Source organism: Alishewanella sp. BS5-314 (genome assembly GCF_025377695.1).
Taxonomy (GTDB): domain Bacteria; phylum Pseudomonadota; class Gammaproteobacteria; order Enterobacterales; family Alteromonadaceae; genus Alishewanella; species Alishewanella aestuarii.
In genome coordinates this window covers 281237-301280 of sequence record NZ_JACEHJ010000001.1, presented here as the reverse complement: position 1 = coordinate 301280, position 20044 = coordinate 281237, and the positions used below count along the sequence as shown (strand labels likewise).

The following is a 20044-nucleotide window of genomic DNA, read 5'->3' as shown; positions in this document are numbered from 1 at the left end:
TATTGCTATCCATGAATAATTGGCAAGCAATCGACGAAGTGATGATGCATCTCTCTGATAGGCTCCATGGCTTCCTCGTAACCAGTCAAAATAGATAGCATTTGCATATTTATAGCGGCAACAGCATTGCAGTTTCGAAGAGAATCATAGATAACCTTGGGTTCATAACCTACGCCATTGCTAACAAGTGCGGCAAGACCACTGTGCGTAAAACTGTTAAACGCTGAATTATTAATGCCTCTAAAGTCATTCAACTGGCTGAGAATGTGTGCCGGAGCATCCGAGCTCGAGAGTGCTTTAAGCATATCTGCGATAATTGGCGTTTCAAGCTTCTTGATTTGGTCTGGACCAACTTTACCTGCAGTTACGATTTTATTAAACCAAGCATCTGTATTCGCGTACATAAGCCAAAATCCGCGTATCAGGCTTTCGTATTGGGGCCGCATCAACGCAATACCTGATGATGTAAAGCCGTCAGCAATTAACTTAAGAGAAGAGAGACCATGTTCATATGATAAAATACCAGACTGAAAGGCCATTTGCCATTTAAGCTCCGGTATCGCTCCAAGGTGTTGTAACTGCTCAACATGCTCAGCCATAAAATCATACATTTCAAAGCAGCGTGGCAATATTGCTTCTAATTCTTTTTCGTACACAACTATTCCTTTGGTATCGCAAGGCTAAAATTGAGCGAGAGCGTTTAGATGCCGAAATCTGACAAAGGATTAGCTCGTTATAAGTGTACGGTTGAAATCTCGGCTCATCAACGCGCATACCTTTGCCACTTAATTTACAAGTATGATAATACTTGATTTTGTATAAATAGTGTTAATTTTCACTAGACTAGTGACAAGCCCATCAGATTTGTCTAAGTTAGATACAAGAACAGTACTTTGTCTCTGATTTAGAGCAAAAGACGCACTTTAATACATATTAAAGTGCAAAACTTAAAAATGAGCTGAGTAAGTAAATTTATAAACGTTATTTCCCTGTTTTAGTGAGACATAGCCTTTTAATGCACATTATAGTCTTGCTATTTAGTTCGATGACACTATGGATGTGTATAAATTTTGGTTTGATGAGGCAAATTGAATGGATAGAGCAGTATCAACAGAATCTAATAGAACTTATACCGCTGAGGAATTTGAAGCGTTATCTGAATCGCAACGTAAGGTATTAAAACTAACACTTTCTTGCCTTGGTTGCGGTGATGTAGCTTGGTTCAAATCTGCGACAAAGCCTGGTTCTAAGGTTAGAAGAATTGCTCATTTCAACTCACATCACCATGGTGAAGAATGCGAATTTAGGACGTCATATTTTCTAGTAGATGATGAAACAAATAGCGGTAAAGCAACGTTAGAGCAAGTACCAGTAGTTGCAGAGTACTTCGTTAATTTGGACTCCAAAATCGGTGGAGCGATTGCAGACATTGCACTTGAGCCAATACCTAATGAAGGGTTTTTCGTTCCATCTAAACCGAGTGGTGGAGCCATTGGTAAGGGAGCTGGCTTAGCCTATGAAACACATTTGAGCAAAACACTTCGTCAAATATTGTCATACCTCAAGCGATTCCCTGATTTCAGAACTTCAAATAAAAAGGTTGTTTTGTATTCTGAATCAGGACAATTAAAAGTAAATGGTGCTATAAAAGATCTTGCTGTAAATTTCGAGGATGTCGATGAAACGATGGTTGATCAATACAAATTATTCTGGGGTGTAATAGTAAATGCAGAGAATGAATTTCAGAATAACGGTATTTGGCTGAATAGCAATAGGTCCAAACGTGGTTTAAGCATTAAAATCTACGAAGATATTAGAGATAGATTTTTACAGGCATTTAAAATAGAAGAACTTGAAGCACTTGAAGGTGCTCATGTGTTAGTAGCAGGGAAAATGCATTATTCTGGAAAGAATAACAAACCAATAGTTTACTGCGCAATGCCAAATTTTATTACGATACAAAAATATCGAGAAGTTACTAAATGAGTAATTTTTTCAATTAGTAACAAGAGTAATTAACACAAGGAATATTTAGAGTGAGTATACTCTTTACTGATATGGGGCTAGCTTATCGCAAAGCTAAGGTAGACTTATATTACTCATCGCACCCCTGCCTAACTTCAATTGCTGAATACGAAGAGAATTTGGAAAAAAACCTTCTCGGATTACTCTTTAAAATAGTGGGAGCAGATGAAAGTTGGATCGCTAGCCCTGATTTTTTAGGTAGTTGGACTCTGACAGCAAAGTCAGTTAACACTGAAGAATGGGATAAATACTGCGAGGATAACGGTCATGGTCTTATTTTTTCATCTCCTGCTGATGAATGGGATTATCTTTGCGAAGAGCTGACTGATAAACAAAGTGTCAAACCTCCCATAGCACAGTTTAGAGTAATGGCTGCTTGTAGTCTTGATTTTCACGTACTGTCAACTTTATGGCTTTTAAAAATTGGGCATTTGTTCGATGCAAAACTAACTAAATGCGCTTATGGTAATCGGCTGCGCCGCACTCAAGATGGCAAATCTATTAACCCGCTTTCTCTGGGCTCTTTCACACCATATTTAAAACCATTCCGAGATTGGCGTGATAATGGCATTAAAGCCATGCACACTGCCTTGACGGAACACAAAAAAATAGTTGCGTTGACCGCCGATGTTAGTTCGTTCTACCATGAATTGAACCCTAATTTCATGCTAAACAGCGACTTTCTTGAGCGAGTATTAAACATCTATTTAGATGCTGATCAACAGAAACTGCATCGGTTATTTATCAACGCGCTGAAAGCATGGGCACAAAAAAGTCCGCTAAATAAGGGCCTACCAGTTGGTTTACCAGCATCAGCGGTGATCGCTAATGTTGCCTTGATCGAGCTAGATCGCTTTGTAGAACAACAAGTCATGCCTTTATATTATGGGCGTTACGTAGATGACATTTTATTGGTAATGCAAAACGGTGCAGGGTTTCGTTCTAGTGCCGAAGTATGGGAATGGTTGTTTAGTCGTGCGTTTGGAAAGATAGCGTGGGCAGACAATACAGAGAAAAAAGAAATTGCATTCTCCACCGACTATTTGCGAGACAGCAAAATACGATTCGCGAACAGTAAAAATAAGGTTTTTTTGCTCACTGGTGAACCTGGTAAAGCTTTGGTTGAAGCAATTAAACATCAAATTTACGCTCGTGCCAGCGAATGGCGTGCCATGCCAAGGATACCATTAAGTGCAGAGTACGTAGGTACAGATTTGCTTGCAGCAACGCAGAGCGATGGAGAGGCGGCCGATAATCTCCGTAAAGCTGATAGTTTGACTATGCGACGCGCAGGGTTCGCGATTAAACTCCGTGACTTCGAAGCTTACGAAAGAGATTTACCCCCTGCGGCTTGGCAAGATCATCGTAAAGCTTTCTTTCGTGCATTTATCGATCATGTTTTAGTGCTACCGACATTCTTTGATTTATCCGTTTATTTACCACGGGTAATAAAGCTGGCAACCGCTTGCGAGGATTTTGGCGCTTTACGAAGAATTTTAGACGCCGTAACAGCAGTCTGTATTCAACTAAATAGATCATGTTCGATAAATATAAAAGCGAGTGAAGACGAGAAATCGCTTCCAGATGCCGAGATTGTTAAGATTTGGCGAGTCCAGCTTTTTAAGTCAATATGCGAAAACATTGCAGCATCAATTCCGCCTCGGCTATCAAAATTGGGCAAGCAGTCGTGGCAGAGCAATATGTCAAACTATCGACCATCACTTGACGAAGAGACTGGGTTAAGTTGGCCGACATCTGAAAAAGTCTTTCAGCAACTTCAAGCCAGACTGTTCTTTTTCGATCTTGCGCATATGCCGTTCCGCTTTGTTGGTTTACCGAAGGAGATGATTTCACAGCGCGGAATTCCAGCGCGGAAAGGGGTGATTAACTATTCAACTACACACGAGTTTTTACCTGAAAATATCAAAAAAGGCGTTGCTGAACTTAGCAGTTGGATTAAGTTTAAAGCCATTCCGAATGGGTTGATCTTTGCTACCCGGCCTTTTAACTTGCCTGAGTTATTTATTTTAGACAGAAACGCTTACAAACCGGGGGGGCAAGATGCGCTTCGTGGCGTAGTTTTGGCGACCCGTGGTTTTGTCTTAAATGAAAAAACTCCATGTTTTGACCAAAAGGGTGTTCTGCAAATCCCTGACGGCAGTTCGTCTGAAAAATATACAATAGCCGTATCGAGCTGGAAAACGAACATCCCTAGTTGGACTGCAGCTGTAATGCGAAATTCGGATCCTGATGAAATGCGTTATGCCAGGCTAAATCGCTTACTGGATACTGTTATAGGTGAGCCCAAGCAAAGTAGTTACTTAATTTTGCCTGAGCTGTCGTTACCTGCTCACTGGTTTATTCGTATCGCACGTAAGCTACAAGGTCGAGGTATTTCGCTAATCTGCGGAATAGAGTATCTACATGCACCAAAATCATTAGTTCGCAACCAAATTTGGGTATCCATGACGCATGATGGCCTTGGTTTTCCTTCCTTAATGATTTATAGGCAAGATAAACAGCGACCAGCTTTACATGAAGAGCACGAGTTACAGCGATTGAGCGGCCTTAGTCTTAAACCTGCGCTGCAATGGTCCGAACCGCCAATCATACAACATGGTGATTTTTGTTTCGCACTATTGGTATGTAGTGAACTTACGAATATTCAATATCGCGCTGCATTGCGAGGTAAAATTGATGCTTTGTTTGTACCAGAGTGGAATCAGGACACTGAAACTTTTAATGCGCTCGTTGAGTCTGCGGCATTGGATATTCATGCATATATTGTCCAGTGCAACGACAGACAATATGGTGATAGCCGAATTCGAGCACCCTACAAAGAAAGCTGGAAACGAGATATCTTGAGAGTGAAAGGAGGGATCACTGATTACTGTGTAATTGGTGAGATTGATGTTAAAGCCATTCGCCAGTTCCAAAGCTGCCATCGCTCACCATCTGATCCATTTAAGCCTGTTCCGGATGGTTTTGAAATTAGTCATAACCGGAAATCACTTCCTAAATAATGTTAATGTGTCGGACTTAGTCTCATGAGAACTCTGAGGCTCTAAGTAAAAGAACTTTAAGCAGGGAGTTTAGCTAGGTTTATTACAAGGTAGGTCAATTTTAGCCCCCTCTTGCAGCTAATCTATTTTGCATAAGTGTTAAGTTTAGCTAAAGTAGTACCAAGGCATACACTTTGTCTCTGATATAGCTAGAAATGTGCACTCTAATCGATATTAAAGTGCGAAACTCTTAATTGTCGAGGGAACGCGGTCGATTCAGTTTTCTGCAGCTGGAAATCCAACTGCTTAAGCAGGATCGCACCAAACAGGTAGCTACCATGATCTCGGCTAGGATAGGTAGGAAGCGATGATACACTTCCAATCTATTAAACCGCGCGTTTCGAAATATCCCTTAGCTAATATAGTATAGCTACTATTCGTCTAGCATACTTTTGGGAATGAGCGCATTGCCGTCTCTAATTTCTTCGACCAAATGAATATGGGGGAATGTTTCCCAAAGCTCTTCATTAATATGCTCAAAAACGATCATCTGAAATTCGTCACCTTCTTCATTTGCATTCTGTATGAAATTATTAAGAGGATTTAGTGCCGATTTAACCTTAGAAATGTCGGTTTGTTCTAATGTCTCCTTCTTCTGTTCACCATCACCCCAATAGGGACGGTTAAATTTGTCGATTACAAGGAAAGGCGGAACAAAAGGTGTTTTCCTAATCCGAATGATTTCGTGTAGACCAAGAAATAAGAGCAAATGTAAAAACATGTGGTTAGAGCTGCTGCCAACGTTCTCAATAAAATCCGTTTTTGGTTTTCTAAGCTGCTTCTAATCCTGAGATCGTTCCTAAGACTGCTGGAAAAGGGGCCTGAATAACATAACCTGGAGTAATAGGTGAGCCATTCTGTGTTGGGTTATTAACACCATCACTGCCATCAACTACTACTTCTGATAACCGTAATCCCTCCGCTGTCCAACCTTCATCACGCTCAAGATTAACGTTGATATTTTCTCCAGCGTTTGCGCCAACAAGAAAATCACGGTTAAGTCTGCCATCAAGTAGTGGTATACCTGCAAAACTAGTTGTCTCTGCTATACGGGTAATTTCTTTGTTGATCTGGCGGATCTCATTTTGTAAGGCGGTTCTATCCTCCTGACTGTTGATACCACTGCGAGACTGAATAACAAGTGTACGCATACGTTGAACAGCATTAGTCATTTCATCAAGTGCGCCTTCAGCTACCTGAGATAATGAGATGCCATCATTGGCATTTCTGATCCCCTGATTAATACCGTTAATCTGACTGGTTAGTCTGTTAGAGATTTGCAGGCCAGCAGCATCATCAGCAGCAGAATTAATACGATAGCCCGAAGCCAATCTCTGGAAAGTTTGGCTTAGCGGCGTAGAGAGGTTACTAATCGACCTTTGCGCGGCTAATGAAGAGATGTTCGTATTAACAAACAATGACATAGGCTATCCATGAAATAGGTTAGAGATAGGCATTTTCTGCCTTACAATCACGAATTGAGGACTATAATCCTCATTTGTCTTAGTTATCGTTCCGAAACCTGAAAACTTTAATGCGACTTGAGCTAGTGGACGCTAAGCTCATGATCTGATTGATCTAAAATATTGAAACTTGCTAATGAGGATTATGATCCGTGGCAGGTTAATCCTCTATTTACCATAGTGTCTGCTCCCAATTTTGAGAGCGCACAATGGCTGATCTGGCAAAGCAATTAGGTGAGAACATTCGTAAGAGAAGAGTTGAGATTGGCTTGAGCCAGGATAACCTTGCGCTTAACGCAAATATTGATCGCAGCTATATTGGTCGGATTGAACGCGGAGAAGTGAATATCACTGTTGAGATGCTTTTCAAGATCGCGGCTTATATCAAAATTGATCCGCGTGAGCTACTTCCTATAGCTTTCAGTGAGTAAAAATCAGCATTTCTTCTATGTGCTTAAAGCGGAAATTCACGGCAAGTCAATTAAATTGCTGCTTCTCATTGAAAGCAATATCCCCATGTTTAGCCTCAAGAGCGTGATCCACTGCGAGAATATCGCTGTCTTATATGGCGAATTTTTGACGTCGCGGTGATGTGGCAGGGAAAAAAGGTTCGAGTACCATATCCTGAGCATTGAAGTAGTATGCTTAAAGTCGTTCAACAAGATTAAGTAGTAAGTTAGTAATAAAATCAAAAAAATGTTGACAAGTAGGGTTTTAACTAATAAGTTTTTTCTATTTCAATGAAACGGAGTGAAAATTATGAAAAAAATAGGAAAGACAACATGTATATTAATGGCTTTATTGATTTCTTTATCGGTAAGTGCTGGCACAGTTTGTACATGTGAATCCGGCAGTATGACAGTAGAAATCACTGACGACGGAAAGATAAAAATGAGTTGTTCAGATGGCGGCAGAATTCGTTGTACGATGGGCTAGCCTGATAAAAAAAATTACTGTGGAACGATTTTAATATGAATGAAAAATAATATGGAGTTGTTATGAAAAAATGGAGTGTATTACTATTGATCGTTCCGCTTGTATTACTATGGATGCTATTTGATAGCTCTGATTCTGATAATGAAATATCCATCAGAAAGCATGCAGAAAGTAACTTTCCTTCTGGTTCGTCTGAGTCTGTGCCCAAAGTAGACTCAGAAGAATTCTTATCAGGCACAGCTAATGGTGTTCAGCGAGGTACATCATTGGATAACTCGAACGTTGATGCCGAAGCTAATGATGTATCTCTTGGACTATCACCGCAGTTAGATAGCTACAGTAACAAGTTCTTTGATAAATATGAGTCTGAAAGTGATTTAAATAACGATTTCATCTCAAGTGCTGGATCAATTTACGAAGCGACGCTGGCAGCAGCGTTCAAAAGTAATTTTTCAGATTTTATAGACACAGTTAGCACCTTGAATAAGAGCGTAGAAGCATTTGAAAATGAAACAAAGATCAGTGACGAGATATCAAGAAAGCTTGGTAATAAAGTATTTGATGAGAAACTAAGCTGCGCAGGTAGGTTATGTGTAGTAACGTTTAAATATTATGAAAACGTTGGAAAAGAGATGTTCAATGAAATTCATAATTTTGGATCATTCTATAGCTTTTACAACTACTCGTCAAATTTTGACGATAGCAAGCAGTTAAAGCTTATATTAATATCAACACCAGATTCGTCCAAACTTGTTATAGAAAGATGATTCACTATTTCGATTTTTCCGTTGCAATGGTTTGGCATGTTAAGTTATTTCCGTATTAGATTTTTGAAGCGATTAACTAGTATAATTTTATTAATCACAGTTCTGGATTTTTTCTAGATAATTTATCTATTTGACAGCCTTGTGCGAGAAAAAAACTAGTTGTTTTCATAAATATTATTAATCCTGCTGCCTGACTTTTCTTCTTTGTGTGAAAATTTTATAGCTTTTTAACTTGATTATCTTGGTTAAGTGTTGACATTGTTTGATTTTGTTTAATAGTATGGTTGTGCTCGTTAGTGAGTGTGTTTTAATAAGGGAACTATATGAAAAAATTTATAACATTCGGAATCGGTTTGGTCTTAATATTGAGCTATTTTCACGCATCAGCTTCCTCAATTGAGCAATCAATACGTGAAGATAAAAGAATAAGCGTTTTATGGGAAAATAGACGAGATTTCCATTTGGCGAGTATAAAATCTTCTAACGAACTTCACAAGCTCGAGTCTGTTAATGCATGGCGATCTCTCTCAGAAGAAGGTAAGGAATTATTTTTGGAGAGTTTAGTTATGAATGAGCAAGGACTGGCTAGTTTTAATTATTCAATTTTGGAATCCGAATTGACTGTATCAGAAATACATTCAATATTAAGTATGTTTGGTGCACAGCGACTATCAAGCTTAATGGTTAACGCTAGGGTCGAGTCTGATTTAGACTTTTTGCTCATCAGTAAACCTAGAATTTTGCCCAGGAAAGATAAAGATCGTAACGCTGAATTCTCAGGTTTAAGTTATGAAGATGAAAATGCTAAATTAGACGATCATAAGGATTATCACTGTGAGAGTAGAGCGACCTGCTCTGAACGACAAGGCTCGATCTGTATGAGCAGTTGTTAGTGTAATGTTATATGGGAGATAGTTAAGTGCACTTAACTATCTCCCAAAGAGGCATTTATGAGTATGTGGCTTTTGGTATTTTATTTATTAAATATCGATGGAATTTTTGAAGAACCTCCCTTATGTGACTCCCCTGAGAGCATTTTAAGTGAGGCTAGGCTAATAGAGAGAAAGTTTAATTCACCAATCTATGAGAATGGAATTCTTATCGACAAGAGAAGGGATGTCTTTCTAGATTTTGAGAAATCATGTTTATTCTATTATTTTAAGAATAGTAACGAGTTAATAAATGAAAAGCAAAAGCATTTGCTATTCAGTGCTGCAAAGAAATCATTTTTTTATACAAGGAATATAGATGTTATATCTAATCTAGGCGCTTACTTTGGCTATACCGGTAATCGTTATGAGGTCTTCGAAAGATTCACAAGAGGAATATATTATTATAAATCTAAATTTGATGGGAAAGAATCATTTCTTTCAGAAGGTGGTAATGAGCATTTATTAAGTAAAAAAAACACAATTTTGATTATTTCTTCACCTTACTGCGGATTTTCTAATGGATTAATTAGCTGGTTAGGTAATTATAATTCGGAGAGTTTGGATGTTATTTTTTTATACAAAGCGCCAATTGATTTTAACATAGATAATTTCTATATTTCAGATAAGAATAAGAATTATAAAATAGTTTTTGATGTTTCTGCTTGGAGTGATATTAAATACTGGGGGACACCTACAGTTTACTATTATAGAAATGATGTGCTTGTTAAGCAATTTGTTGGTTTTACTGAAGAGACGAAAGAGTTCCTAACTAACGCATTAAAGGAAAAAAAATAACTGCTATTTGGCAGGTTTTTACTCTTGCTCAGAAATTAGGCTTTTAGCGAAAGCTTCCTCATCATTAGGATTAAACTTAAATCATGCTCCTGTTATATGATAAACGAGAACTGAAAAAGTAGAAACGAGAAAACTCTGGCTAAGCTGAATGAAGTTGTCGACAAACTCAACAACGTACTTGCTGAACATCAAGAAGAAATAGAACTTATTGGCTCAGCTTGAGCAGCATATCTGGCGGCTCAGGTCGCATCACTATAATGGTGGTTTAGCACCGAACTAAAGCTAGCGCAGATATTGGCTTAGCTAAGCCAACTAAGTGACCTTTCCCCGGAATTAATACCAATCCCGTGATGAGATTTTCCAGCTTATGCGGCCTGTTTTGCATATTCAACAGGCGACATGTAATTCAGTGAGCTATGCGGTCTTACATTGTTGTAATGCTCACGCCATAACTCAATTTCATATCTGGCTTCATCCAGTGTTCTGAACCAATGCTGGTTCAGGCATTCGTTCCTGAATTTACCGTTTAGACTTTCAACAAAGGCATTCTGTGTTGGTTTACCCGGCTGAATAAAACCTAATGTGACGCCTGTTTCTTTACTCCAGAAAAACATAGCCTTGCTGGTAAATTCCGTTCCATTGTCACAGACCACCTTGCCAGGTTTACCACGTTGTTCAATCAGCAGACTCAGGGATCTGGCTACCTGCCTGCCACTGATAGACACTTGAACTAATTGGCCAACCATTTCTCGCGAATAGTCATCCACCACATTCAGCACTCGAAAGCGTCTGCCGTTACTAAGTTGGTCAGACACAAAGTCCATTGACCAACGCTGGTTAGGGGCGGTTGGTACTTCAATCGGCTGTCGCGGCCGGGTCAGCTTTTTGCGTTTCTTCGTCCGAACCTGTAAGCCTTCTTCGGTGTAAAGCCGATATGTGCGTTTACGATTCTTCACCCAGCCTTCGCCCCGCAGCAAGCCATGCAACATCAGATAGCCATAACGTGGATATTGCGTTGCCAGCGCTTTTAAGCGCTGTCTAAGGCTGCTATCTGAGCTTGTTTTAGGCTTATAGCGAAACGCCGTTCGGCTTAGCCCCGCCAGCTTACAGGCCACCCGTTCACTCAGGCGAAATGCATCAATCAGATGCTGAACAACAGGTTTGCGTGCCGCTGGCGTCACCACTTTTTTGACAGCACATCCTTCATAGCGTCAACTTCCAACATCTTGTCAGCCAGCATCTTTTTAAGCTTATTATTCTCGGATTCAAGCTCTTTCAGCCGCTTAGCTTCGTTCACTTCCAATCCGGCATACTTGCTACGCCAGTTGTAGAACGTCCCAACAGACACGCCCATGTCGCGGCAAATGTCATCGACCTTTGCTCCGGCTTCATGCTGCTTGATGGCTTTGATGATTTGTTCTTCGGTATAACGCTTTTTCATTTTGAGATCTCCATTGGCTCCATTTTATTGGAAATCTCATCAATGTCATGGTTTTATAATCGGGGGAAAGGTCAGGCGCGTAGCGAGCAGTCTGTCCTCTGTATAAATAGGAGACTGAGAACGGAATTGCACCCCATGTGTTTCCTTTTGTATATCCATGCCAACTTTTCTCGCGACGCTCGCGGTAACCAGCAAGCTCTTGTGATATGTCAAAAAGTGTCGAGGCAGAAACAACTTCCATAGTCAGTCCTCATTAAAATCGAAGGCTATATAAAGCTACATCACTTCACTTTTTGATATCCAGCTCTGCCAGCTCAATTTTTGCGATTCTAACAAAAGCTGCCCTTGCTTCAGCAACATTCATTCGTTCTGGATCAGGATTTTTGGCATATAAATTCAGTAGCGAGTCGAAGAGGTTCTGCGCAGATTTATTTAGTTCTGGAGATGATAATAGCTCTATTTGTGCTAGATATGCTCCTGCTAATTGTAACCTATTAATGTAGTCATTTTTATCATGTAAAGAGTATAGTGCGGACTTGTTTACCTCAGATAAATATTCAGAAAAAATCTTCACTCGCTCATCTTTGCCGCTCTTTTTTATCTGGCAAGAGAATTCAAATAACTTAGCGTTTATATTTGCCCTGTACGTTGCAATGCTTCCCCAAATAACTCCAAAAACTCCTAGTATTGAAGGAAGAAATTTCACTAACTCTTCTGACATATTTCATTACCCTCTAAATGCTTTTTCATTTTATTTCTAGAGCTTAGGCTGTTCTAAGTTTCTTCTTTGAAGAAAAAGTAGTCTATCCAAGTTCTTGACTTTAGTCTTAATATCTCTTTTCCCATGGCTTCTGCTGTTTCCGACAGTTTGTTATTTTTTTTCACAGCAACATCCAGTGATTCACTATATTCCTGATTTAACATTTTTAAAGCTGATATTGTCGAATTCATCTTTGCTGATTCCGTTTTTTGTTTCTCCTGCTTTTCTTGAAAATTTTTAATTATTTCATTCAGTTTGGTAATTTCTAACATCTTTTCTTTTGCAAGGTTACTTATTTTTTCGTTGGCCTCTTGGAGCTTTATTGTTTTGTCGTAATATAATTTTGACTGTGATTTATGAAATTCCAATGATACTGGGTTGGATAGTATTTTTCCAAAAACTTGATTGTTTAACTTTTCTTTAACGTATTCAAAGTATTCTTCCATTAAATCAGAATTCAACACTTTCTTACCAAACTTTCTCTCTATAGACATTGTTTTTATACTAACTTCGATTATAGGGATGCAATGATTTTGAAAGTCATGTATTTTTTCTGGCTCGCATTCATGAGTATGATTCACTTCAATCGCAACTTTATTTCCCCAGCGGCTTGCTAGTGCCTCATTTTCATTAAAAGTGATCATCAGGTCGGGGTAGTAAGATTTACCATTAGACAATATTACTCTTGTCTCAGTGCTTATTGATACAGGAGTTATAGTGAACTCATCATTCCCGCAAATGAATTTTATGCATTCCATTTGTTCCAAAACACTGATAGCTACTGCGTGTGAAAAGGAGTCTGTATCACCATCTCTATTTTCTGTCCGAACTTTATCGTTTGGCCCATACTTAAAGAAACCTCCAATGTTAGGGAACATCTGGGATCGATCTTTTTCATCTCTTTGTGTACTTATGAATTTAATTTCATTATACAGGTGTGGGTTATTTTTTTTCATAGATAACGCCTCCCATATAAAGAACATTCTGTATTTGTGTTTTTCGCCTTTGATATACTCTCCAGCAAGGTTTTTCGCATATGCCCATATTTTCATTATCATGTACTCTGCTTCATAATATATGTTAACTATTTTTTGTAGACGAAATCACCCAGATATATTGTGGTATTTTTGGATGTAAGATTGCATTAATTGAAATTTGATGTCTGTTTAATGACTAAGCCGCTAGATGTGGAAAAAAAAGGGGCGCACACTTAATCTCAATTCATCGTATAAATTTAGAACGACGGATGCATAATTGCAACAAGTTTGGTGTGTTTATTTACAGCGTGTATGTGCATACAGCTTTTTTTGGTAGGTTGTTTTTCTGTAATTCATTGTTTTTATTATTTATTTTTAGTGCGTGCCAATCACTTCAAATGAATCCTCTTTCCAAAATGCTTTTCTCAAATCCGCCATAGCTCTTGATATTAGCGTCCCTAGCTCTCTGGCTTGGCTCCCGTCGTTTTAAGGAATCAGGCTCTTTCTGCTCATAGGCCACACCACTGAATTCTTGCCGAAACATCGATGGCAATAAATGGCTGTAGTTGCGGTCGATCATTTCAATGCTGGTGCCGCATTGCTTGGCTAACGCGGCGATGTCGCATTTGTTTTTGAGACTCCACGTGATGTAAGAATGGCGCAGCGAGTATAGAGTGCGTTCACCATAAGGGCTTTCTTTCAGGCCCAGCTTTGCGAGGATGTCGGAAAATTTACGGCTCAGGCTTTTTGGCTCAGAGCCATCTGCCAGTCTGAAGACTAAATCATCGGCTTTTCTGTCTGGAAACCGGTTTGCTAAGTCTACTAAGTTCGCGACGAAGTCGCTACGGACGACAACCTGCCTGGTGCCGGTATACAGTGTTGTTTTGCCTTTTCGAACAGCAACGGTGATTTCAGGCACGCCATCGACTAACTTAAAGCTGATGTCCTGCCACTGAACATGCTCAATCTCAGTGCCAGGACGCATACCGGTCGCTACGACAAAGTCGATATAGTCGTACAGTAACTCAAGAAGCATGCGGCTGGTTTTGTTCTTGGTACGCTTCATGTCGTTATCGATATAGTCAGAAATTTTGCGGAATTCTCCCCAAGTAAAGGATGCTCGGCGCTGCTGGCGTTTGCCTTCAGTGTCAAATGCGGGGATGTGGTATTTGGTAATTTGGGCTGACCTTAGAGCCTTGTCATACACCTTACCAAGAACAGCATTATGATTCTGCAACGAAGAGCTGGATAGCTCACCACCAAACTCCTTTTTACGCCAGACAGAAAACGCATCCATGTCTTTTTGCTCAATGGTGTCGATTCGTTTACCAGTGAAATACGGAATATGGTAGTTTTTGAGAATGCCAATATAGACGGTGTTGGTTTTAACCGACTTTCCGTTGGCAATGTCCAGTCCTAAATCTTTAATCACTGAGTTGGCGAGCACTTCAAAATTCTGGGCGCCGGCTTTGATGCCGAGCTGAAATTCAGCCCGGCGTTTATAATAAGCCTCGGTGGCTTTAACTTTTGCAGCGTCAACATCTATTTCGCCGGTAGCATACGTAACGTGTTTCTTACCGACTTTGAAGCGGGCATACCAACGTTGAGAACCCTGCTGGATAAAAATAATCAGTCCCGTGAAGATGGTTATTTTCTGCAGGTACGCCATTCAAAACTCCTGTTAGATAAATCCTCGTAATTTGTAGTTTTGTGCCCAGCGATCTATCTGATGTCTAAGCAGTTCGTCGTAGTGGACTTCCGAAAACTGCTTATCAACCATCTTTTGGTTTTCCAACGCTACACCTGACAACTCGCGGCCAAACATCCGAGGGATAACATGACTGTAGTGCTGTTCAATCATCTGGATACCCGTACCACACTGACGGGCTATAACATCGATACTGACATTCTGGGCAGTGAGCTCCCAGGTAATGTAGCTGTGACGTAACGAATATAAACTCCTTTCCCCGTGTTGGGAATGCTTTAGGCCGGTTAATTGTAAGGCTCTATCAAAGTGCCGTGGCATCTCTTTGACTGCAGAACCGGATTTCAGTAGAAACAGTTTGTCGTCCTTTTTCCTATTCGGAAAACGCTGACTTAGACGCTGTAGTACTTTTACGATGGCTTCCTTACAAACAATTTCGCGTGTGCCGGTATATTTCGTTGTTTTCCCTTTACGAACGGTTGCATAAAATCTGCAGCGCTCAGCGTCCCTCTCAATGTGCAAATCTGCCCAAGTCAAGTTATCCATTTCAGAGCCAGGTCTCATACCCGTCAGGATAGCGAAGTCCATGTAATCCAATAAAAGCTCTCTGATCTGCCGGGTTTTCTCCTTGCGGCTTTCATTCTGGATTTCCTCTACCTTCTCCCTGACTTTTAGATATTCGTCAATATTAAAAGCTGCACGGCGCTGGCCGCCTACACCTTTGTTTTCCAGCGATGGTACTTGGCTAACCAGCATCCACTTCTTTTTCACGGCATAATCAAAGACCATTTGCAGGGCAGCGTTGTGGTTCTGTACTGTTGACTTAGCTGGGATGCGGCCAAGCTGAGCAACGCGCCATTGGTCGAACTCGGTAAGTTGATCATCGTCAATTCTGGTCACATGCGTACTACCAAAAAAAGGTATATGGTATTTGCGCAGTGCACCTATATAATCGTCATAAATGACTTTACCCATACTTGCAGCTAATGCTTGCTGCATCTGTTGTATGACTTTATCAGCCACAAAGGCGAAACGTTTAGTCTCTACAACAAAGTTGTTGGTTTCGTAACGGATTTCGTATTCGATAAAAATTCGATGAGCCTTAGCTATAGCTTCGCTCAGATCACGAGTTTTGGTTGTGCGGGAAAAGTGGGTTTTGTTGATTTTTAGGCGGGCAATCCAGTTATAGCAGTTACTTTGCTTGTAGATTTGCAGGTCTGGTGTAAGGCGATGTTTCTCGATGACTTTTGACATTTTTTAGCTCCATGTATAGCTCTCAATTTGCAAATATTTTGTAAAGTTTGCTTTCTGAGAGAATTATCTGATTAATTTTCAGCTAGATAACCATATATGAAGTTCATTCAAAATCCGCCGGGGGAAACTCCGTGTCGGTTCGAGTCCGACCCTAGGCACCACAAAAATTGTTAATCTCTACCACCACTTCCACTATGATGCGCTGGCACTATGGCACTATGGCACTATGGCACTATGGCACTATGGCACTATGGCACTATGGCACTTTCGCTATCAGCAGAATGCTGTTGAGCGCCTGACAAAGCTCAGGCCGGTGCAATAAAAACGTTCCCCGGCCCCCGAAAGTCGTCTCATTGCTCACGCAATGCCGCTTCCAGTTGTTTGGTCGCGGTGATATCGACCATGGTAATCACCACGCCATCAATCAGATTGTCCAACCGGCGGTAGGGCATGATCCTTACCGAAAACCAGCGCTTATCAGTGGTGGCGATCTGTTTTTCACAGAATTTTAGCGTGCGCAAGGTTTCGGCTGCATCGTCATGTAACTGCGGATACTGCAAGCAGCTGGTAAGATCGCTTAATGGCCGGCCTAAATCACTTTCCCGCAAATTGATAATCCGCGCGGCACGGTCAGTATAGCGGCGAACATTCAGCTGTTGGTCCAGAAACAAAATCGCAATTTCGACACTATTCAGCGTATTTTGTAAATCACTTTGCGCCAGTGCCAAATCGTCCAGTTTGGTTTGCAGTTCGGTGTTGATGGTTTGCAACTCCTCATTCATCGACTGCATTTCCTCTTTTGAGGTTGTTAGTTCTTCGTTAGTCGATTGCAGCTCTTCGTTGGCCGACTGCAATTCTTCATTCGTCGATTGAAGCGCCTCTTTCGAGCTGCGGGCTTCTTCCCGTAATGCCTGAATTTCATCGCTAAACTGTTGCTGTATTGCAGTCAGTGAGAAGGGTAGAGCCGTCTCTGATAGTTGTAGCTGTGCCGGCAGTTCCCGGAACACAATCATCGTCATACCCTGCAAAATTGCCGGTGCTTGTAACCGTTGCAGGGTGACATCAAGATAGCGCAGCTGCTCACCGCTACCCAGCGGCAATTGATGTAAGGTTAGAGGCTTGCTCTCAGTTTGTTGCGCGGCCAGTTGCTGTAACGCCAGTGCCAGTGGTGCTCTTAATTCTTCACGTACCATAGCATGAAAATTCCAGTTCGCCTTGCCGGCAGCCGGCTCCAGGTATTTACCGGTACGGCCGCTGATATAGACAATATCGGCAGCCGCATTAAGCAGTACCGCTGCCGGGGCATAAACTTGTAATAACACCTGATCGGCGGCATGTTGCAAATTATCAGGTTGCGGGGAAGGTGAGTTACTCGAGGTCACCGGATACTCCTTGGCTAGGGTCGATAAGGGTGGAAAGGCCTGCAGTGGCAGCTTACGGCGGTGCGCTAACGCCGGCTCCCGGCGCTGATAAAAGCGCAGTTTAGCCTGTAGTGGCTGAAATAATTCCCGATAGGGGCCTATGGTTTCTGAACTGCCAAGCAGTAACACGCCTTGTGGCTTCAAGCTGTAATGCAGCAGTGGCAGCAGTTTACGCTGTAGTGCGGCATCAAAATAAATCAGCACATTGCGGCAGATGATCAGATCTTGCCGGGTAAAGGGCGGATCCAGAATGGCATCATGTTCAGCAAACAGTACCATATCGCGGATGCTTTGGCTGATCTGATAATAGCTGTCGTGCCGGACAAAAAAAGCTTGTTGCTCCAGGCTTAGCGCAGAGATTTGCGATAGCGGATACTGACCACGCCGGGCAACAGCTATGGCATCCGGGCTAATGTCGCTGGCAAAAATTTGTAATCTGGTCTGCTGATATTGTGGTTGTTCGGCCTGCAGCTGACAAAACGCCAGTGCCAGCGAATAGGCTTCTTCGCCGGTAGAGCAGCCGAGGCACCAGGCTCTGAGCGGTTGCTCACTGGCTTGTTGCAGTAGTAGTGGCAGGATCTCAACACTCAGATACTGCCACACTGGTCCGTCCCGAAAGAAACTGGTCACACCAATGAGCAGCTCTTTAAACAATAACGCCACCTCTTGCGGTTGCTGTTCAAGCAATGCGGCATAATCCTGCAGCGCCGTGCAGCCGTGGATCGCCATCCGCCGTTCAATCCGCCGTTGCAGAGTGCTCAGTTTATATGATGAAAAATCGTGGCGGGTTTGCTGTTGCAGCCGGCTGATAATACGTTGCAGTGGCGTGGCGCTGGGTGCGACGTCTTGTAACGCTTTTTGTGGGGGCAGAGTAACCTGGCTGTGCTGCAGTTGCATTAGAATCTTATCCGGTAGTGCTGCCGCAGTAGCTACCAGATCTATCTGGCCACTGGCAATGGCAGTCGCCGGCATTGAATTAAACTGGGCATCATCCGGTAGTTGCGCTGCCGTTAAGCCGCCGGCGGCCTTTACCGCCGCTACACCTAAGGTACCATCCTGGCCCATTCCGGATAAAATCACCGCGACCGCTCGCTCGGCCTGATCTTCGGCCAAAGAGCGAAATAAAATATCAACCGGCAGGCGCCGGCCGCGCGGTTCGGCGGGTTTAGTCAGCTGCAATTTGCCCTTTAGCAGCCGTAGTTCGCTATTAGGTGGGATCACATAGATCTGATTGGCTCGCACCGCCATACCCTGAGTCGCCACCTTGACTGGCATCGAGGTCACTCTTTGCAGCAGTTCGGCCAGCAACGCCTTTTGACCAGGATCTAAATGTTGTACCACTATCCAGGCTAGCCCACTGTCCGGCGGGGTACGCAGCAAAAATTGTTCTAATGCCTGTAAGCCCCCGGCTGAAGCACCAATAGCAACAATGCGCAGGGGTTGCGGTTGGTCGGGGAGTGCAGGCTGCCCGGGTTCGTGGTTTGCAGCTTGCGCATCAGTTTGTTGTTGTAGCTGAGCCTGCTGCAGCTCCAGTTCTACCTGATAGGTTTGTAATTCATGTAGTAATTTCAGACCGCTACTGGCGGTCTGAGCATTACTGCTAAGTTGGTATAAGGCGCCTAAAGCATCGGCACTGGCGGTAAAGGCGAGATCAAAATTCGCGCTCCCCTCACGCAACTGTTGTTCTGCCAGTTGGCGCAAGGGGAACACGAGCTCTGTTTTCACCGGGATATCAGGCATCACAACCTACAGCACATTAATCGGAAAGCGTGCCCTAGTATAGGCCGAATCGGAAGCCGCAGATACAGCAAAGGTGAGGCAGCCACCGGCCGGGTTACAACAGCGTACCAGCGTGATGTGAGATCCGGCGCAATCGGTATTTTGCTATACCCTGCGACCGCGAATCACCCGCACAGCCAATACCACTAAGGCAATCACCAACAGTAAATGAATAACGCCACCAAAGGTGTAAGATGACATTAAGCCCAGTGCCCACAGAATAATCAGTAAGATAATGATGGTTTCTAACATGGTATGCTGCCTGTCTGTATGCGTGTTACAACAGCTTAGTCTGCGAACTGTTAGCTTTCCGTGCGCTGGCGCACAGTCAGCCACTAATTCTCGTAATATGCTTAGCGGGTAACTCAGCTCGGGTTGCAGATCGGCAGGAGCCAGCTTATGACTACGCGCAATATTTATGCAGTATTTTTTTTATGCCTGTTTGCCTTACAATTAACCGGTTGCGGAGCTTCCAGTAAGCGTGAAAGCACCGGCGAATATATTGACGATACCGTGATCACCACCAAAGTAAAGGCGGCGATCTTTAATGAGCCCAGTTTGAAGGTCAGTGAAATCAATGTCGAAACCTTCAAAGGCGAGGTGCAACTCAGTGGCTTTGTTAGTTCACGCAGGGATATGGATATTGCTGTTCGCTTAGCTTGGGCAGTTACCGGTGTTACCTCAGTCAAAAATACGATGCAATTAAAGTAATTTTTGGATATGTGGC

At 42.2% G+C, this 20044-nt stretch carries 17 protein-coding genes; 7 read left to right on the top strand and 10 right to left on the bottom strand.

Annotated features, from left to right (window positions below; translation table 11 throughout):
- Positions 1-5: 5 nt before the first annotated feature.
- Positions 6-656, bottom strand: coding sequence for a DUF6988 family protein (locus H1D31_RS01400; RefSeq protein ID WP_261255305.1), 651 nt, complete (start codon positions 654-656; stop codon positions 6-8).
- 436 nt (positions 657-1092) lie between these two features.
- On the opposite strand from H1D31_RS01400, the gene H1D31_RS01395 reads away from it, so the two are divergent.
- The gene (locus tag H1D31_RS01395; RefSeq protein ID WP_261255303.1) at positions 1093-1986 is read left to right on the top strand and encodes a hypothetical protein; all 894 of its coding nucleotides are present in this window, start codon (positions 1093-1095) and stop codon (positions 1984-1986) included.
- 50 nt (positions 1987-2036) lie between these two features.
- Entirely contained in the window at positions 2037-5048 is a 3012-nt protein-coding gene (locus H1D31_RS01390) for an RNA-directed DNA polymerase (protein ID WP_261255302.1), read from the top strand.
- A 412-nt stretch (positions 5049-5460) separates the two neighbouring features.
- On the opposite strand, the gene H1D31_RS01385 is transcribed toward H1D31_RS01390, so the two are convergent.
- Complete coding sequence (locus H1D31_RS01385; RefSeq protein ID WP_261256422.1) at positions 5461-5838, bottom strand: DUF3732 domain-containing protein; 378 nt, start codon at positions 5836-5838, stop codon at positions 5461-5463.
- Between the two features lie 19 nt (positions 5839-5857).
- The gene (locus H1D31_RS01380) at positions 5858-6511 is read right to left on the bottom strand and encodes a flagellin (RefSeq protein ID WP_314732987.1); all 654 of its coding nucleotides are present in this window, start codon (positions 6509-6511) and stop codon (positions 5858-5860) included.
- A 248-nt stretch (positions 6512-6759) separates the two neighbouring features.
- Between H1D31_RS01380 and H1D31_RS01375 the strand changes: the two genes are divergently transcribed.
- The 4 genes from H1D31_RS01375 (at position 6760) to H1D31_RS01360 (ending at position 9980) form a co-directional block, all read left to right on the top strand.
- Positions 6760-6981: a helix-turn-helix domain-containing protein gene (locus H1D31_RS01375; protein WP_261255300.1), complete on the top strand. Its 222-nt coding sequence runs from the start codon at positions 6760-6762 to the stop codon at positions 6979-6981.
- 567 nt (positions 6982-7548) lie between these two features.
- Positions 7549-8253 carry a hypothetical protein gene (locus H1D31_RS01370; RefSeq protein ID WP_261255299.1) on the top strand — a complete coding sequence of 235 codons (705 nt, stop codon included), beginning with the start codon at positions 7549-7551 and terminating at the stop codon, positions 8251-8253.
- A 323-nt stretch (positions 8254-8576) separates the two neighbouring features.
- Entirely contained in the window at positions 8577-9146 is a 570-nt protein-coding gene (locus H1D31_RS01365; protein ID WP_261255297.1) for a hypothetical protein, read from the top strand.
- 57 nt (positions 9147-9203) lie between these two features.
- Entirely contained in the window at positions 9204-9980 is a 777-nt protein-coding gene (locus H1D31_RS01360) for a hypothetical protein (RefSeq protein WP_261255295.1), read from the top strand.
- A 365-nt stretch (positions 9981-10345) separates the two neighbouring features.
- Here the strand turns inward: H1D31_RS01360 and H1D31_RS01355 are convergent.
- The 7 genes from H1D31_RS01355 to H1D31_RS01325 form a co-directional block, all read right to left on the bottom strand.
- A protein-coding gene (locus H1D31_RS01355) for an IS3 family transposase (protein WP_261255293.1) occupies positions 10346-11421 on the bottom strand; the annotation gives its coding sequence in 2 pieces (ribosomal slippage) (positions 10346-11172 and positions 11172-11421; 1077 coding nt in all).
- Positions 11422-11707: 286 nt separating this feature from the next.
- Entirely contained in the window at positions 11708-12142 is a 435-nt protein-coding gene (locus H1D31_RS01350) for a hypothetical protein (protein WP_261255291.1), read from the bottom strand.
- 53 nt (positions 12143-12195) lie between these two features.
- On the bottom strand, positions 12196-13233 hold the full coding sequence (locus tag H1D31_RS01345; protein WP_261255289.1) for a hypothetical protein: 1038 nt from the start codon (positions 13231-13233) through the stop codon (positions 12196-12198).
- A 319-nt stretch (positions 13234-13552) separates the two neighbouring features.
- Positions 13553-14827 carry a tyrosine-type recombinase/integrase gene (locus H1D31_RS01340; RefSeq protein WP_261255288.1) on the bottom strand — a complete coding sequence of 425 codons (1275 nt, stop codon included), beginning with the start codon at positions 14825-14827 and terminating at the stop codon, positions 13553-13555.
- Positions 14828-14839: 12 nt separating this feature from the next.
- Positions 14840-16117, bottom strand: a complete 1278-nt coding sequence (locus H1D31_RS01335; protein ID WP_261255287.1) for a tyrosine-type recombinase/integrase — start codon at positions 16115-16117, stop codon at positions 14840-14842.
- 350 nt (positions 16118-16467) lie between these two features.
- Entirely contained in the window at positions 16468-19263 is a 2796-nt protein-coding gene (locus H1D31_RS01330; RefSeq protein ID WP_261255286.1) for a chemotaxis protein CheB, read from the bottom strand.
- Between the two features lie 159 nt (positions 19264-19422).
- Positions 19423-19569: a lmo0937 family membrane protein gene (locus tag H1D31_RS01325; RefSeq protein ID WP_261255285.1), complete on the bottom strand. Its 147-nt coding sequence runs from the start codon at positions 19567-19569 to the stop codon at positions 19423-19425.
- Positions 19570-19716: 147 nt separating this feature from the next.
- Between H1D31_RS01325 and H1D31_RS01320 the strand changes: the two genes are divergently transcribed.
- Complete coding sequence (locus tag H1D31_RS01320) at positions 19717-20028, top strand: BON domain-containing protein (RefSeq protein ID WP_261255284.1); 312 nt, start codon at positions 19717-19719, stop codon at positions 20026-20028.
- Positions 20029-20044 lie beyond the last annotated feature (16 nt).

What these genes read in the sequence shown, in the direction of transcription:
- H1D31_RS01360 (WP_261255295.1), top strand. Translation starts at nt 9,204, where the DNA reads ATGAGTATGTGGCTTTTGGTATTTTATTTATTAAATATCGATGGAATT.
- H1D31_RS01325 (WP_261255285.1), bottom strand. Translation starts at nt 19,569, where the DNA reads ATGTTAGAAACCATCATTATCTTACTGATTATTCTGTGGGCACTGGGC.
- H1D31_RS01340 (WP_261255288.1), bottom strand. Translation starts at nt 14,827, where the DNA reads ATGGCGTACCTGCAGAAAATAACCATCTTCACGGGACTGATTATTTTT.
- H1D31_RS01365 (WP_261255297.1), top strand. Translation starts at nt 8,577, where the DNA reads ATGAAAAAATTTATAACATTCGGAATCGGTTTGGTCTTAATATTGAGC.
- H1D31_RS01370 (WP_261255299.1), top strand. Translation starts at nt 7,549, where the DNA reads ATGAAAAAATGGAGTGTATTACTATTGATCGTTCCGCTTGTATTACTA.
- H1D31_RS01320 (WP_261255284.1), top strand. Translation starts at nt 19,717, where the DNA reads ATGACTACGCGCAATATTTATGCAGTATTTTTTTTATGCCTGTTTGCC.
- H1D31_RS01345 (WP_261255289.1), bottom strand. Translation starts at nt 13,233, where the DNA reads ATGAAAATATGGGCATATGCGAAAAACCTTGCTGGAGAGTATATCAAA.
- H1D31_RS01350 (WP_261255291.1), bottom strand. Translation starts at nt 12,142, where the DNA reads ATGTCAGAAGAGTTAGTGAAATTTCTTCCTTCAATACTAGGAGTTTTT.
- H1D31_RS01375 (WP_261255300.1), top strand. Translation starts at nt 6,760, where the DNA reads ATGGCTGATCTGGCAAAGCAATTAGGTGAGAACATTCGTAAGAGAAGA.
- H1D31_RS01380 (WP_314732987.1), bottom strand. Translation starts at nt 6,511, where the DNA reads ATGTCATTGTTTGTTAATACGAACATCTCTTCATTAGCCGCGCAAAGG.
- H1D31_RS01335 (WP_261255287.1), bottom strand. Translation starts at nt 16,117, where the DNA reads ATGTCAAAAGTCATCGAGAAACATCGCCTTACACCAGACCTGCAAATC.
- H1D31_RS01395 (WP_261255303.1), top strand. Translation starts at nt 1,093, where the DNA reads ATGGATAGAGCAGTATCAACAGAATCTAATAGAACTTATACCGCTGAG.